Annotated in this window: 15 protein-coding genes and 1 pseudogene; 15 read left to right on the top strand and 1 reads right to left on the bottom strand. The window is 39.2% G+C overall.

Annotation, left to right across the window (positions count from 1 at the left end):
* Window positions 1–35: 35 nt before the first annotated feature.
* A pseudogene (gene cmoA / locus ACU5DF_RS13665) lies at window positions 36–765 on the bottom strand (carboxy-S-adenosyl-L-methionine synthase CmoA).
* 370 nt (window positions 766–1,135) lie between these two features.
* On the opposite strand from cmoA, the gene aspS reads away from it, so the two are divergent.
* The 15 genes from aspS to ybgF all read left to right on the top strand — a co-directional run bounded on the left by aspS (window position 1,136) and on the right by ybgF (window position 14,580).
* Window positions 1,136–2,911 carry an aspartate--tRNA ligase gene (aspS, locus tag ACU5DF_RS13660; RefSeq protein ID WP_446713273.1) on the top strand — a complete coding sequence of 592 codons (1,776 nt, stop codon included), beginning with the start codon at window positions 1,136–1,138 and terminating at the stop codon, window positions 2,909–2,911.
* A gap of 313 nt (window positions 2,912–3,224) precedes the next feature.
* A complete protein-coding gene (gene ruvC / locus ACU5DF_RS13655; RefSeq protein WP_045101697.1) occupies window positions 3,225–3,746 on the top strand; it encodes a crossover junction endodeoxyribonuclease RuvC in 522 nt (173 codons plus the stop codon).
* A gap of 91 nt (window positions 3,747–3,837) precedes the next feature.
* Entirely contained in the window at window positions 3,838–4,461 is a 624-nt protein-coding gene (gene ruvA / locus ACU5DF_RS13650; protein WP_061028400.1) for a Holliday junction branch migration protein RuvA, read from the top strand.
* A gap of 69 nt (window positions 4,462–4,530) precedes the next feature.
* The gene (gene ruvB / locus ACU5DF_RS13645) at window positions 4,531–5,544 is read left to right on the top strand and encodes a Holliday junction branch migration DNA helicase RuvB (protein WP_446713272.1); all 1,014 of its coding nucleotides are present in this window, start codon (window positions 4,531–4,533) and stop codon (window positions 5,542–5,544) included.
* Between the two features lie 375 nt (window positions 5,545–5,919).
* Window positions 5,920–7,506, top strand: coding sequence for a cytochrome ubiquinol oxidase subunit I (gene cydA, locus ACU5DF_RS13640; protein WP_045103278.1), 1,587 nt, complete (start codon window positions 5,920–5,922; stop codon window positions 7,504–7,506).
* Window positions 7,507–7,523: 17 nt separating this feature from the next.
* Window positions 7,524–8,660, top strand: a complete 1,137-nt coding sequence (gene cydB, locus ACU5DF_RS13635; RefSeq protein ID WP_045101700.1) for a cytochrome d ubiquinol oxidase subunit II — start codon at window positions 7,524–7,526, stop codon at window positions 8,658–8,660.
* An 11-nt stretch (window positions 8,661–8,671) separates the two neighbouring features.
* Window positions 8,672–8,779 (top strand): cytochrome bd-I oxidase subunit CydX, encoded by a 108-nt coding sequence (gene cydX, locus ACU5DF_RS13630; RefSeq protein ID WP_012550467.1) that lies wholly within the window; start codon window positions 8,672–8,674, stop codon window positions 8,777–8,779.
* On the top strand, window positions 8,772–9,074 hold the full coding sequence (locus ACU5DF_RS13625; RefSeq protein ID WP_045101701.1) for a cyd operon YbgE family protein: 303 nt from the start codon (window positions 8,772–8,774) through the stop codon (window positions 9,072–9,074). The genes cydX and ACU5DF_RS13625 overlap by 8 nt, the downstream gene beginning before the upstream one ends.
* A 183-nt stretch (window positions 9,075–9,257) precedes the next feature.
* Entirely contained in the window at window positions 9,258–9,668 is a 411-nt protein-coding gene (ybgC, locus tag ACU5DF_RS13620; protein WP_446713271.1) for a tol-pal system-associated acyl-CoA thioesterase, read from the top strand.
* Complete coding sequence (gene tolQ / locus ACU5DF_RS13615; RefSeq protein ID WP_446713270.1) at window positions 9,658–10,344, top strand: protein TolQ; 687 nt, start codon at window positions 9,658–9,660, stop codon at window positions 10,342–10,344. Before ybgC ends, tolQ begins: the two co-directional genes overlap by 11 nt.
* Window positions 10,344–10,790: a protein TolR gene (tolR, locus tag ACU5DF_RS13610; protein ID WP_045101704.1), complete on the top strand. Its 447-nt coding sequence runs from the start codon at window positions 10,344–10,346 to the stop codon at window positions 10,788–10,790. The genes tolQ and tolR overlap by 1 nt, the downstream gene beginning before the upstream one ends.
* Window positions 10,791–10,806: 16 nt before the next feature.
* Window positions 10,807–11,844, top strand: coding sequence for a cell envelope integrity protein TolA (tolA, locus tag ACU5DF_RS13605; protein ID WP_446713269.1), 1,038 nt, complete (start codon window positions 10,807–10,809; stop codon window positions 11,842–11,844).
* An 11-nt stretch (window positions 11,845–11,855) separates the two neighbouring features.
* The gene (tolB, locus tag ACU5DF_RS13600; protein WP_446713268.1) at window positions 11,856–13,208 is read left to right on the top strand and encodes a Tol-Pal system beta propeller repeat protein TolB; all 1,353 of its coding nucleotides are present in this window, start codon (window positions 11,856–11,858) and stop codon (window positions 13,206–13,208) included.
* Window positions 13,209–13,241: 33 nt separating this feature from the next.
* Window positions 13,242–13,787 (top strand): peptidoglycan-associated lipoprotein Pal, encoded by a 546-nt coding sequence (gene pal / locus ACU5DF_RS13595; protein ID WP_446713267.1) that lies wholly within the window; start codon window positions 13,242–13,244, stop codon window positions 13,785–13,787.
* A 25-nt stretch (window positions 13,788–13,812) separates the two neighbouring features.
* Window positions 13,813–14,580, top strand: coding sequence for a tol-pal system protein YbgF (gene ybgF, locus ACU5DF_RS13590; protein ID WP_446713266.1), 768 nt, complete (start codon window positions 13,813–13,815; stop codon window positions 14,578–14,580).
* Window positions 14,581–14,700: the final 120 nt, after the last annotated feature.

The following is a 14,700-nucleotide window of genomic DNA, read 5'->3' as shown; positions in this document are numbered from 1 at the left end:
TTAATAAATTAGAAAAAATAAATGGCAATATTCGATTATTTAATGGCAAACATAGAGCCGAAATTGAAGCACTGGAACCATACTTCAGCACTTTTAAAGCCAATATCATTAAAGCGCTGTTTATGAGTTTCAATGGTGTCAGGTAGCATGACATGTTCGATAGCACTGCGTTTTTGACTGATCTCTAGTTCACTGTAGCCATTTGCACGCTTGAAATCATGGTGCAGGTCGATAAGTAACTCGTTCGCATTTTCATCTTCAAATATGTACTTCTCAGATAAAATAAGAATGCCGCCAGGACGTAAACCGGCGTAAATCTTTTCAAGTAAAGCACGACGATCGGCAGGGAACTAAGAACTGCAAAGTAAAGTTAAGTACCACAACAGAGGCATCTTGAATGTCGACATCTCGGATATCAGCTTCAATAATCGTCACTGGTGTATCAGAACGATAAGCATTGATAAGTAAACGGCATCGTTCAACCATGGCTGATGAATTATCAACACCGATAATTTGGCAGCCTTCTTGCTCAATATGGCGGCGCATAGAAAGGGTTGCAGCACCTAATGAACAACCTAAATCATAAACCGTTGAATGAGGTTTAGCGTAACGTTCGGCAAGCATTCCAATGGCGGAAATAATATTACTGTAGCCTGGGATTGAACGTTGGATCATATCTGGAAAGACTTCAGCAACACGCTCATCAAATGTAAAATCACCAATTTTATCAATCGGTGCTGAAAATATTGTGTCTGGGTTAGCCATGGGATTCTCACAAAGGCGGTTTTTATATCCATACTTACATCATACAATTCTAGGTAAATATTGGTGTACTACTTACCTAGAATGGCATTTTCTTATGCGCTCCTGCACATCACGTCGCTATTGTAGTTAATTCTTATCTTAATGTCTTTAGGGCTATGAAAATTGAAAGTGAACTTTTTTTTCTCCTTACTATGTCGTTAAAGGGATTTTCCTTTATAATGTCGCTATATTTTTGCGTTTAGCTTATTAATTCAGCAAGGTAGCTGTTTTATTCGTCATTTTAGCAAGCGTAAATTGGTTTATGAAAAGTGCAGTAAGTCTTTCTTACTGCGTTTACTATTGATATATATATTAGATTGGGAAAATCATCATGCGCACCCATTACTGTGGTAACCTGAACAAGTCCCTTGCAGGGCAAACTGTAGAACTTTGCGGCTGGGTAAACCGTCGCCGTGACTTAGGCGGTCTTATCTTTATTGATATGCGAGATCGTGAAGGTGTCGTTCAGGTAGTTGTTGATCCAGATATGAAAGATATCTTTTCAATCGCTAACCAACTGCGTAATGAGTTCTGTATCAAATTTACTGGTGAAGTACGTGTTCGTCCTGACAGCCAAGTAAATAAAGATATGTCTACGGGTGAAGTTGAACTTTACGCGACAGGTCTTGAGATCATCAACCGTTCAGAAGCACTTCCACTGGATTTCAATCAAACGAACTCTGAAGAACAACGCCTAAAGTATCGTTACATTGATTTACGTCGTCCAGAAATGAGTGACCGTATCAAGTTACGTGCTCGTGCATCTAGCTTCGTTCGCCGTTTCTTAGATGAGAACCTATTCTTAGATATCGAAACACCAGTACTAACAAAAGCAACGCCAGAAGGCGCTCGTGATTACCTAGTACCAAGCCGTGTTCATAAAGGCAGTTTCTACGCACTTCCACAATCACCACAGTTGTTTAAGCAACTTCTGATGATGTCTGGTTTTGACCGTTACTATCAAATCGTTAAATGTTTCCGTGATGAAGATTTACGTGCTGACCGTCAACCTGAATTTACTCAAATTGATATTGAAACGTCTTTCCTTTCGTCTAACCAAGTTCGTGATATCACTGAGCGTTTGGTTCATGATATGTGGAAAGAGCTTCTTGATGTTGAACTTGGTCAATTCCCAGTTATGCCATTCTCTGAAGCGATCCGTCGTTTTGGTTCTGATAAGCCAGATCTACGTAACCCACTAGAATTAGTTGATGTTGCTGATCTTCTTAAAGATGTTGAATTCCAAGTATTCGCTGGTCCTGCTAACGATGAAAAAGGCCGCGTAGCGGTTATTCGCGTTCCTGGCGGCGCATCACTTTCTCGTAAGCAAATTGATGAATACGGCAAGTTCGTAGGCATTTACGGTGCGAAAGGTCTAGCTTGGATGAAAGTGAACGATCGTGCTGCTGGCTTTGAAGGTGTTCAATCTCCTGTTGCTAAGTTCCTAAGCGAAGATATCGTAAACAGCATCTTAGATCGTACAGAAGCTGAAACGGGTGATATCATCCTATTTGGTGCGGATAAAGCAGGTATCGTTGCAGAAGCAATGGGCGCTTTACGTGTTAAACTTGGCGATGATCTTGAGCTGACAGATAAGAAAGCATGGGCTCCACTTTGGGTTATTGATTTCCCAATGTTTGAAGAAGATGGTGAAGGTAACTTGCACGCGATGCACCACCCATTCACTTCTCCATTAGGCATGACAGCAGAAGAGCTTAAAGCAAATCCTGCAGCAGCAAACTCTGATGCATACGATATGGTTATCAACGGCTATGAAGTTGGTGGTGGTTCAGTTCGTATTCACAATGCTGAAATGCAAACAGCGGTATTTGGTATTTTAGGTATCGAAGAGAAAGAGCAACAAGAGAAATTCGGTTTCTTACTTGAAGCTCTAAAATATGGTACGCCGCCACACGCAGGTCTTGCATTCGGTCTTGACCGTTTAGCTATGCTTCTTTGTGGTACGGAAAACATCCGTGATGTTATTGCATTCCCGAAAACAACAGCAGCTGCGTGTCTACTAACGAACGCACCAAGTCTTGCAAATCCTGAGTCTCTTACTGAGCTATCGATTGCAGTAAAACTTGCTGAGAAAAAAGACGCTTAATTAAGTTTTCTTTATTCTTAAAAATGCCCGCATTATGCGGGCATTTTTGTATCTGCTCTATTTATACCAATCTACATAAGTATTTGATCATTCTTGCTTGTTAAAATCGATTATATCTACGTTATAAATTTTGTAATTAGATCCACTAGTTACTGTAATTTATGCCTTGCTCTAATCGATTTTTCCTACGCAATTATCTGAACAACTACTTATCCAGAATGGTATTAAAACGAGACAAGCAAGTACGAGTAATATCTTGAGTTTAGAAGGATATCTAGCTAATATATATGTATAAATACTCAGTGGTTTTACTATGTCTATCATTTTAGGAATCGATCCCGGCTCTCGCATTACCGGTTATGGTGTTATCCGTCAAAATGGCCGACATCTACAATATTTAGGTAGCGGTTGTATCCGTATGTCAGAAAAAGAACTTCCTGGTCGTTTAAAGCAAATCTATGCCGGTGTTTCTGAAATTATTACCCAGTTTCAGCCTGATGTATTCGCCATAGAACAAGTCTTCATGTCTAAAAATGCAGACTCAGCGTTAAAGTTAGGACAAGCCCGAGGCAGTGCAATTGTCGCCGCAGTAAATGCAGATTTACCAGTATATGAATATGCAGCACGTTTAATTAAACAAGCAGTGACAGGAACGGGTGGGGCAGATAAAGCACAAGTTCAGCATATGGTAATGAGCATGCTGAAACTGCCAGCAAAACCACAAGCCGATGCAGCAGATGGATTAGGGGTTGCGATTTGTCATGCTAATACTAATAAAACTTTAATCGCATTAGCAGGTAAAGCAACCAGTGCCCGACGTGGACGCTATCGTTAAGGTAGTACTAAATTCTCATTTCTTTTACTGGATATCTATCCAGTTCTTTATTACTATTCGATATAGTTAATTTATTTAAAGAGTATCTATTGTGATCGGACGCCTTCGTGGAAATCTATTAGAAAAACAACCACCAGAATTGTTGATTGAAGTTAGTGGTATTGGCTATGAAGTCCAAATGCCGATGAGTTGTTTTTATGAGTTACCAGAAATTGGCACTGAAGCGATCATTTATATTCATTATGTTGTACGTGAAGATGCTCAATTATTATATGGCTTCAATACTAAAAAAGAACGAGCTTTATTTAGAGAAGTCATTAAAGCAAATGGTGTGGGCCCTAAACTTGGTCTGGCTATTCTATCTGGAATGACGGCCTCTCAGTTTGTACAAAGTGTTGAGCGTGAAGATATTTCAACATTAGTAAAACTGCCTGGTGTAGGCAAGAAAACAGCAGAGCGTTTAGTGGTAGAAATGAAAGACCGTCTTAAAGGATGGGGAGCTGGTGATTTATTTACTCCTGCGACTGATGCTGCGCCAATGGACGATGGTTCTGATTTAATAACTTCACCTCAAAGTGCTCAAGATGAAGCGGTGAGTGCATTGATATCTCTGGGTTATAAGCCAGTACAAGCATCAAAAATTGTTTCTCAAGTAGCAAAACCGGATATGACAAGTGAAGCACTAATTCGCGAATCATTGAAATCGATGATCTAATCATTCCCATTATTCTCTATGAATTGCTTTTTACTTATTACTATTTATTGAATCCCTGAGTGCCTTTTTATGATTGAAGCTGATCGCCTTATTGCTGCTGATAACCCTGTTTTCCGTGAAGAAGAAGTCATCGATCGAGCAATACGACCAAAAAAACTGGATGATTATCGAGGGCAAGACCATGTTCGCAGTCAAATGGAGATATTCATTAAAGCGGCACAGATGAGGAATGAGCCTCTTGATCATCTATTAATTTTTGGTCCCCCAGGATTAGGCAAGACCACATTAGCGAATATCGTAGCCAATGAAATGGAAGTCAATATTCGTACAACGTCGGGACCTGTTCTTGAAAAAGCAGGGGACTTAGCTGCACTTCTAACAAACTTAGAAGAAAACGACATTTTATTTATTGATGAGATCCATCGATTAAGTCCAGTTGTTGAAGAAATACTGTACCCAGCAATGGAAGATTACCAGTTAGATATTATGATTGGTGAAGGTCCTGCAGCTCGCTCGATTAAAATCGACTTACCCCCTTTTACTCTTATCGGTGCAACGACAAGGGCGGGTTCACTAACGTCTCCACTACGTGATCGTTTTGGTATTGTGCAACGATTAGAGTATTACAAAGTCGATGATCTTCAATATATTGTTCAACGTAGTGCAGATTGCCTTAATTTATCGATGGAATCAGAAGGAGCACTTGAAGTTGCTCGTCGTGCTCGTGGTACTCCACGTATTGCTAACCGATTATTACGTCGAGTACGAGATTATGCGGATGTAATGAGTGATAGTCATATATCTTCTGAGATTGCAGACAAAGCTTTGAATATGCTTGATGTTGATGTTCGTGGTTTTGATTACATGGATAGAAAGCTTTTATTAGCGATTATGGAAAAATTTGATGGTGGGCCAGTTGGTCTTGATAATGTTGCAGCAGCAATTGGTGAAGAAAGAGACACGATTGAAGATGTCATTGAACCCTATCTAATTCAGCAAGGTTACCTTCAACGGACACCAAGAGGGCGTATTGTCTCTGACCGAGCTTATTTGCATTTTGGTATTGATAAACCTGATAAATAAAGCGAAATCATTTTCATAATCCTTCATAAATTATTAATAATAATGTAAGTTAATTGAAAGCGGGTGATCAAAATCATCCGCTTTTACGTACTAAAAATGTGTAAAGTGTGAAAAATGGTCGTTTATACAATTTTTATTGTAATTAACTTACAAAAAATGGACAAACCTTTTGAAAGAAAATGAATTTACCATTAATATTAGCAGGTTCTATATTAGGTTAAGCTTAACATTAAGCTAACGTTTTTTACACAATCATGTAACACTTTATAGTTATTAATACGGTTATAAATATTAAAACCAATGTATAAAGTTTTACGCTCACCCAAAAGTGTGGAAGCACTGTGTCATTCAGCCTGACACAAAGGAGTTCTCATGATCTTTGATGTAGTGGAGTTATCGCGATTGCAGTTTGCAATGACAGCGATGTATCACTTCCTATTCGTTCCCCTGACTTTAGGTATGGCCTTCTTACTGGCTATCATGGAGTCTTTATATGTAATGACAGACAAGCAAATTTACAAGGACATGACAAAGTTCTGGGGTAAATTGTTTGGTATTAACTTCGCATTAGGCGTAGCAACAGGTCTAACGATGGAGTTCCAGTTTGGTACAAACTGGTCTTACTATTCTCACTATGTTGGTGATATTTTCGGGGCGCCTCTTGCCATCGAAGCACTAATGGCCTTCTTCTTAGAATCTACTTTTGTTGGTTTATTCTTCTTTGGTTGGGATCGTTTATCAAAACGTCAGCACCTTACTGTAACTTGGTTGGTGGCGTTAGGTTCAAACTTCTCAGCACTTTGGATTCTAGTAGCAAATGGCTGGATGCAAAACCCAGTTGGCGCAGAATTTAACTTTGAAACCATGCGTATGGAAATGGTGAGCTTTGCTGAAGTGGTATTAAATCCAGTAGCTCAAGTTAAATTCGTACATACAGTAGCATCAGGTTACACCTGTGGTGCAATGTTCGTACTTGGTATCAGTTCTTACTACCTATTAAAAGGTCGTGATGTTGCGTTTGCTCGCCGCTCATTTGCTATTGCTGCCTCATTTGGTATGGCATCAATTCTATCTGTAATGGTACTTGGTGATGAATCTGGCTATGAGCTAGGTGAAGTTCAACAAGTGAAGCTAGCAGCAATTGAAGCTGAATGGCACACAGAAGAAGCACCTGCTGCCTTTACTGTTTTTGGTTTACCAAACCAAGAATCAATGGAAACGGATTACGCAATTAAGATCCCATATGTAATGGGTATTATTGCAACTCGTTCATTGGATAAGCAAGTAACAGGTTTACGAGATCTTAAAGAACAGCACGAAGTTCGTATTCGTAACGGTATGATTGCGTATGAATTGCTGGAAAAATTACGTAATGGTGATAAAACACCAGAAAACATTGCTGCATTTGATGATGTTAAACATGACCTAGGTTACGGCTTATTACTTAAGCGTTACACCGATAAAGTTGTTGATGCAACAGAAGATCAAATTAAAGCCGCTGCGGATGACTCAATCCCAACAGTTTGGCCGCTATTCTTCTCGTTCCGTATCATGGTTGCTTGTGGTGTGGCAATGCTGCTTATCTTTGGTTTTGCCTTTGTTCAGACATGCCGTCAGAAAATTGGTCAAAAATCATGGTTACTTAAAGCTGCCTTATTTGGTATGCCGCTACCATGGATCGCAATTGAGGCCGGTTGGTTTGTCGCAGAGTATGGTCGTCAACCATGGGCTGTTGGTGAAATCTTACCAGTAAATGTTGCAGCGTCGGCATTAACGGTATCTGAGATTTTAATCTCGATGGCAATGATTATTGGTCTGTACACGATATTCTTGATTGCTGAAGTTTACTTAATGGTGAAGTTCGCACGTAAAGGTCCTAGTAGCTTGAAAACAGGCCGCTACCACTTTGAACAAGATGGTCAAGATTCAGAAGCGAAATTATCTCGCCAAGTAGAAGCATAACAACGGAGATTTGAGTAATGTTTGATTACGAAGTATTGCGATTTGTTTGGTGGGCATTGATCGGTGTATTACTGATTGGTTTCGCTGTAACAGATGGCTTTGATATGGGGGTAGGTGCACTAGTGCCTATCATCGGTAAGACAGATACAGAACGTCGAGTGATGATTAACTCAATCGCTCCTCACTGGGAAGGTAACCAGGTTTGGTTAGTAACTGCTGGTGGTGCACTATTTGCTGCATGGCCTTTAGTTTACGCTGCATCATTCTCTGGCTTTTACCTAGCAATGATGCTGACTTTAGCTGCATTATGGTTCCGTCCAGTCGGTTTTGATTACCGTTCTAAAATTGAAGATAAGCGCTGGCGTTCAGCGTGGGATGCAGCCATCTTTATTGGTAGTTTTGTTCCGCCAATTATTTTCGGTGTTGCATTTGGTAACCTTCTTCAAGGTGTTCCATTTGAATTGAACAACCTAATGATGCTTAAGTATCATGGTGGTTTCTTTGACCTACTAAATCCATTTGCATTAATTTGTGGCTTGGTGAGTTCAGCAATGTTTGTATTGCAGGGTGCAACTTGGTTACAAATGAAAACAACCGATCAAATACATGCACGAGCAAGTCAAGTATCAATGATTTGTTCAGCATTGATTATCGTATTGTTTACGGTTGCAGGTTTTTGGGCTCAAAGTATTGAAGGTTTTGTGATTACAAGTGTAATGGATCATAACGCACCATCAGACCCATTAAATAAAGATGTTATCCGTCAAGTAGGCGCTTTATTCTTAAACTTTAAAGAATATCCACTACTATGGATTGCACCAGCTCTTGCGGTTGTTATGCCTGTTATTGCTATGATTGCGACTAAGCTGAAGAAAGCATGGGTTGCGTTCATTGCATCAAGCCTAACCAATGCAGGTGTTATTTTAACATCTGGTTTTGCACTGTTCCCATTTGTAATGCCATCAAGCTTAAACCCAGATCATAGTTTGACTATGTGGGATTCAACATCAAGTGAGCTAACATTGAATATTATGACAGTAGTTGCAGTAGTTATGGTTCCGACCATTCTTGCTTACACAGCATGGACATATTATAAAATGTTTGGTCGTATCGACACTAAATTTGTTGAAGAAAACAAAAATTCGCTTTATTAAGGAGCATAATTATGTGGTATTTCGCATGGATCCTAGGCGTGCTACTAGCATGCTCATTTGCAATCATTAATGCGCTTTGGCTAGAGCATTCAGAAATGATGGACAAAGACAGTGAGTAATCTCGCTGACAAAATAGATAACGTTCAACGCCCAATTAATAATATCATTGTACGATTATTATTAGTTGGAGCGGCTATTTTTCACATGGCAATGCTAATGTGGGAGCCAACAGTATATGCGGAACAAATTGGCGGTTTTGGTGGTTTATTAGCACCTAGCTTGATTTATTCGGTGTGCACAGCGTTCATTTTTGCCGTTGGGTTTGTCCCGCAAAAATGGATTTGGAAGCTACTATTTAGTCCATATTTTTCCATACTAATTTTAAGTTACTTTAGCTACCTTTATCTTATGTAGCTTTTAGCAACCAACAAATTTGGTTATTGGAACGTCATACTAAGTGGTTTGTTACTTTTTAAAGTGATAAACCGCTTTTTTTTTGGCGATTTAACTCTAAAATCATTATTTTGGATAGTGAACATAGTTAATTATCAGTTATAGTTACCATCTGATTTTTCAATAAAAAAGAGAAGCAGTGTCGTGAATAAAAGTGAATTTAAGTGGCCAATAACCATTTATTATGAAGATACCGACGCCGGTGGGGTTGTATATCATTCTAACTATCTTAAATTTTTTGAACGAGCTCGCACGGAATTATTTCGTTACCACGGTGTCTCTCAACAAGTACTATTAGAAAAATCAGTTGGATTTGTCGTTAAAAGCTTAACTATTGATTTTATTCAAGGTGCTCGATTAGATGAGCACCTTATTGTTGAAACATTCATAACAGAAATTAAAAGGGTATCATTGACCTTTTGTCAGTTATTGGTTAATTCTGAAGGTAAGGTATTGTGCAAAGCTACAGTTAAGGTAGCCTGTATTGATAATTCAAAAATGAAACCAATAGCGATACCATCATTTATACTATCGGAGATATCTTGTGACAGGTGAACTATCAATTCTCGATCTATTTTTACAAGCTAGTTTATTAGTTAAGATCGTGATGCTTATTTTATTGAGCTTATCTGTAATGTCATGGGCAATGATTTTTAAACGCTCTAAAGTATTATCTATTGCCCGTAGTGATGCTGAACGCTTTGAAGATAAATTTTGGTCAGGAATGGATTTATCTCAATTGTTTAATGAAGTGAAGGTACGTAAAGACCGAATTAGTGGCACAGAGAAGATTTTCTATTCTGGTTTTAATGAATTTGCACGTTTATCCCGAGTAAATGGGTCTTCATCAGAAGCGGTTATGGATGGCACAGTAAGGGCAATGCGCGTTACCGTATCACGCGAAGTTGATAGCCTTGAGACTAATTTACCCTTTTTGGCAACAGTAGGTTCAATTACTCCTTATATTGGTCTTTTTGGTACTGTTTGGGGCATTATGCATGCATTTATTGCATTAGGTGCAGTGAAGCAAGCAACTTTAGCAATGGTAGCTCCAGGTATTGCTGAAGCACTTGTTGCAACAGCTATGGGCTTATTTGCTGCAATCCCTGCGGTAATTGCTTATAACCGTTTAAGCGTTAAAGTGGGTAAGTTAGAACACAACTATGCTGCATTTATGGATGAGTTTTCTAGTATTTTACACCGTCAAGCTATGTCAAGTCAGGAGCAATAATGTCTGGCTATCAACCTAAAAAAAGAAAATTAACCGCAGAGATCAATGTTGTTCCATATATTGACGTTATGTTGGTACTACTAATTATCTTTATGGTAACCGCTCCATTTGTTACGCAAGGCGTTGATGTTGAGTTACCAGAAATGACAAATACAAAATCAGCACAAGCAATGGCAGGTGAAGATCCTAACGCCACTTTTATTATTGTTGAAGTTGATCAAGATGGTAATTTAGGGTTAAGTGTTGATAATCAAGAAGTTCGTCGCCCAATATCAATGCAAGAAATGATCACAAATGTAAAAGCCGAGTTAAGCATTAAACCAAACTCACCAGTAGCGGTTGGTGGGGATGCAAGCACGCCGTATTCAGAGATTGTGTTAGTTCTTGATGAATTAAGTCGTGCCGGGGTAAGTAAAGTTGGACTACTTACCGATCTCAAGGAATAGAAGTGAATAATCATTAATGAAATCGGACAGTAATTACACCTTCGCCATTGTCGTATCTGTTGTGCTGCATTTGTTATTAGTTGCAGCGCTTATTTTTGGCAGTGATTTTTCTATGGATGAGAAGGCAAAGCCTAATACCATTCAAGCAGTTGTGATTGATCCAAACACTATCGCAAGGCAAGCTTCTCAAATTCGTCAAGAGCGAGAAAGAGCTGAGCGTGCTGAGCAAGAACGACTAAAGCGTTTAAAGCAACAAGCAGCACAATTAGAGAAAAATCGCAAAGCAGAAGAAGAGCGAATTCGTCAGCTAAAAGCGCAGCAAGTAAAAGAGAAAAAAGCGGCTCGACAGGCAGAAGCTGAGCGTAAAAAAGCAGTGGCTCAAGCAGAAAAAGAGAGAGAGCGTGCTGTCGCAGAAAAAGTAGAGCGCAAGCGTCAGGCTGACGAAGCCGCAAAAACTGAAGCCGCAAGAGTCGCAAAAGTAAAAGCAGATAAAGAAAGAGCTGTTAAGCTAGAAGCTGACCGTGTAGCTAAAGAGAAAAAAGCGAAGGCTAAAGCTGAAGCAGAAAGAAAAGCGAAAGCAGAAGCTGAGAAAAAAGCCAAAGCTAAAGCCGAAGCAGAACGAATAGCAAAAGCGAAAGCCGCAGAAAAAGCAAAAAGAGAGAGAGAACGAGCAGCGAAAGCAGAAGCTGATAGAAAGCAGAAAGAAGCAGCTCTAAATGATATTTTTGCTGGTTTAGAAGATGAAACCGTTCAAAATAGCTCGGCTAAACAACAACATATTAATGATGAAAAATCTCGTTTTGGGGCAATATACAAACAGATGATTCAGCAAAACCTGTTAATTGATGAAACTTATGTTGGCAAAAGCTGCCGAGTAAAAATGAAGCTAACTTCATCAGGATTGCTGCTTTCGGTTACTACGTTAAGCGGTGATGCGCAAGTATGTCGTGCAGCGAAAACAGCCGTAACAAAAGTTAATGTATTTCCAATGCCAAAAGATGCAGATATAGCGTCTCAACTTACAAACATAAACCTTACGGTTCAACCAGAATAAGGGAAGATAAAGTGTTTAAACGATGGATATTAACTCTCTTTGTTACTTGTTTGACATTTAGTCAGGTAGCAAAAGCTGAATTAGAACTGGTTATTACCGAGGGTATTGATTCCGCAAGACCGATAGGTATAGTGCCATTTAAGTGGCATGGTGAAGGTAAATTACCTCAAGATATTTCTGCTATCATTTCATCTGATTTACAGCGCAGTGGAAAGTTTAGTCCTGTTGCTACTAATAAAATGCCACAGACACCTTATAAAGATTCGGATATTAATTACGAAGCTTGGACCAGAATGGGTGTTGATGCCATTGTTACAGGTGAAGTTAAGCTTAATGCTCAAGGTAAATATGAAATCACCTATAAACTCATTGATGTAGTTCGAGGACAACTTACTAAGGGCCAGTCAAAGGCGTTAAATAGCTCTGGTGAGTTAGTATTAACGCGTGATCATATTTTAGTAAATAAAGTAGCGTCATTATCAAAGAAACAGTTACGTAAATATGCACACCGTATCTCAGATGTTGTCTATGAAAAACTGACAGGTGAAAGAGGAGCATTTTTAACTCGTATCGCATATGTGGTCGTTAATGATGATTCACAGTATCCATATCAGTTACGAATTGCAGATTACGATGGCTATAACGAACGTTTGGTATTGAAATCAAAACAACCAATCATGTCACCTGCATGGTCACCAGATGGTAAGAAGTTAGCTTATGTAAGTTTTGAAAATCGTAAATCACAAATTTTCATTATGAACATATATACTGGAAAGAGAGAGTTAATAGCATCGTACCCTCGCCATAATGGAGCCCCTCGTTTTTCTCATGATGGTGAAGAATTAGCGATAGTTTTATCAAAGTCGGGAAGTTTACATGTTTATATTGTAAATTTAAAAACTAAAAATATGCGTCAAATTACGCGTGGAAGGTCGAATAATACCGAGCCATTTTGGGCTCCAGATAACAAGTCACTTATATTTACCTCAGATCGGGGTGGTAAACCTCAGATATATAGAGTAAATTTAAGAGATGGTTTGACAAAACGTTTAACCTGGCAAGGCAGTCAAAATCTTGGTGGGCAGATCACCCCTGATGGTAAATTTATTGTCATGGTAAATCGTTCAGAGACTGGATTTAATCTAGCAAAACAAGATTTAGAAACTGGGGCTGTTCAGGTCTTAACTAAGACATTACTGGATGAGTCACCGAGTATTGCGCCCAATGGTGGCATGGTGATTTACAGTTCTATTTATAGAAAACAAAATGTACTATCGATGGTATCTATAGATGGCCGTTTCAAAGCTCGATTACCAGCAACGAACGGACGTGTACGGGCACCAGCGTGGTCGCCATTTTTATAGCTACTAAATATTTAGGAAAATAAGGAAAATACAATGCAACTAAATAAACTTCTTAAGAGTCTTTTAATCGCACTGCCTGTGGTTGCTCTTTCTGCTTGTAGTTCTAGCGACAGCGCAACTGACAGTACTGCTGGCCAAGAAACGACGAACAAAGGCGCACAAGAACAAACGGATACAGCAGTAGTATCACCTATCGATGCTGAAGCTCAAATGACAGAAGAAGAAATCCGCGCTCAAGCAGAGCAAGAACTTCGTAAAGTTCAGACTGTTTACTTCGCATTTGATAACTCTACAATTTCTTCAGAGTATCAAGATATGCTAGCTGCGCACGCTGCATTCTTAAGCAAGTCATCTAATGTTAAAGTGACTGTAGAAGGTCATGCTGACGAACGTGGTACTCCAGAGTACAACATTGCACTAGGTGAGCGCCGTGCAAGTGCAGTTGCTAAATACCTACAAGCTCTAGGTGTTTCTGCTGACCAAATCTCTATCGTAAGCTACGGTGAAGAAAAACCACTAGTATTAGGTCAATCTGCTGAAGATTACGCTAAAAACCGTCGTGCAGTATTAGTATACTAATACGACAGTTTAAGGCTGAGTTAATATGAAATACAGTAACCTTAAGCGAATTATTCCGCTTACGTTGCTGGCTAGTGCGGCGACCTTTATGGTCGCCGCTGCTGCTCCAGTCACCGATCTCAATTCGAGTTCAACGTCTTCAGGCACTGCATCCTCTTCAAGTATTGAGCGTTTAGAACGCTTAATTAATAGCCGTAATCAGATTCAACTACAGCTACAGCAGCAGTTAGATGGTTTATCAGAAGAACTATCAGAAATGCGTGGTATGGTTGAACGCAATAGCTACGAACTTGATCAGATGTTAGAGCGCCAACGTCAGTTGTATATCGAAATAGATACACTGAGAACCGCTAAGCCAGCAGTAACCGCAACGACTCCTACAGATCCGTCAGATAAATCTACTGGTGCTTATGCAACAGATACTAATGAAAATCAGGCGTATCAAAATGCAGTTGATTTAATCTTAAAAGAAAAAGATTATGAAGGTGCAGCCAAAGCATTTAAAGATTTTATTGCTGGTTATCCTGATTCTGTTTATGCCTCTAATGCACATTATTGGTTAGGTCAATTATACTTTTCTCAAAAGAATGATATTGAAGCGGCCAAAAGTTTTGCCAAAGTCGTGAGCTATTCTGATTCAAATAAGCGCGCAGATGCGTTATTGAAGTTAGGAGATCTTGCACAACGTAATAGCAATACTGCAGCAGCTAAAAAGTATTATCAAAAAGTTGTGACAGAATATTCTGAAAGTACGAGCGCACAAACAGCAAGAAAACAACTAAAAAATCTATAAGTGTATTAGGTACTAATACTAAAACTAGATTGATATAAAAGGGGCTAATAGCTCCTTTTTTATTGCCTCCAACTTGCCGCTTATATCATTAGAGGTATAATGTTCAGATTATTTGAAGAA

The sequence above is a fragment of the Aliivibrio wodanis genome (genome assembly GCF_052920805.1).
The sequence above is the reverse complement of the archived record's forward strand: the minus strand, read 5'-3'. Positions and strand labels throughout refer to the sequence as shown.

Excerpts from the sequence above, each read along its gene's own strand:
- aspS (WP_446713273.1), top strand. The coding sequence starts at position 1,136 with ATGCGCACCCATTACTGTGGTAACCTGAACAAGTCCCTTGCAGGGCAA.
- ruvC (WP_045101697.1), top strand. The coding sequence starts at position 3,225 with ATGTCTATCATTTTAGGAATCGATCCCGGCTCTCGCATTACCGGTTAT.
- ruvB (WP_446713272.1), top strand. The coding sequence starts at position 4,531 with ATGATTGAAGCTGATCGCCTTATTGCTGCTGATAACCCTGTTTTCCGT.
- cydB (WP_045101700.1), top strand. The coding sequence starts at position 7,524 with ATGTTTGATTACGAAGTATTGCGATTTGTTTGGTGGGCATTGATCGGT.
- cydX (WP_012550467.1), top strand. The coding sequence starts at position 8,672 with ATGTGGTATTTCGCATGGATCCTAGGCGTGCTACTAGCATGCTCATTT.
- tolR (WP_045101704.1), top strand. The coding sequence starts at position 10,344 with ATGTCTGGCTATCAACCTAAAAAAAGAAAATTAACCGCAGAGATCAAT.
- tolA (WP_446713269.1), top strand. The coding sequence starts at position 10,807 with ATGAAATCGGACAGTAATTACACCTTCGCCATTGTCGTATCTGTTGTG.
- pal (WP_446713267.1), top strand. The coding sequence starts at position 13,242 with ATGCAACTAAATAAACTTCTTAAGAGTCTTTTAATCGCACTGCCTGTG.
- ybgF (WP_446713266.1), top strand. The coding sequence starts at position 13,813 with ATGAAATACAGTAACCTTAAGCGAATTATTCCGCTTACGTTGCTGGCT.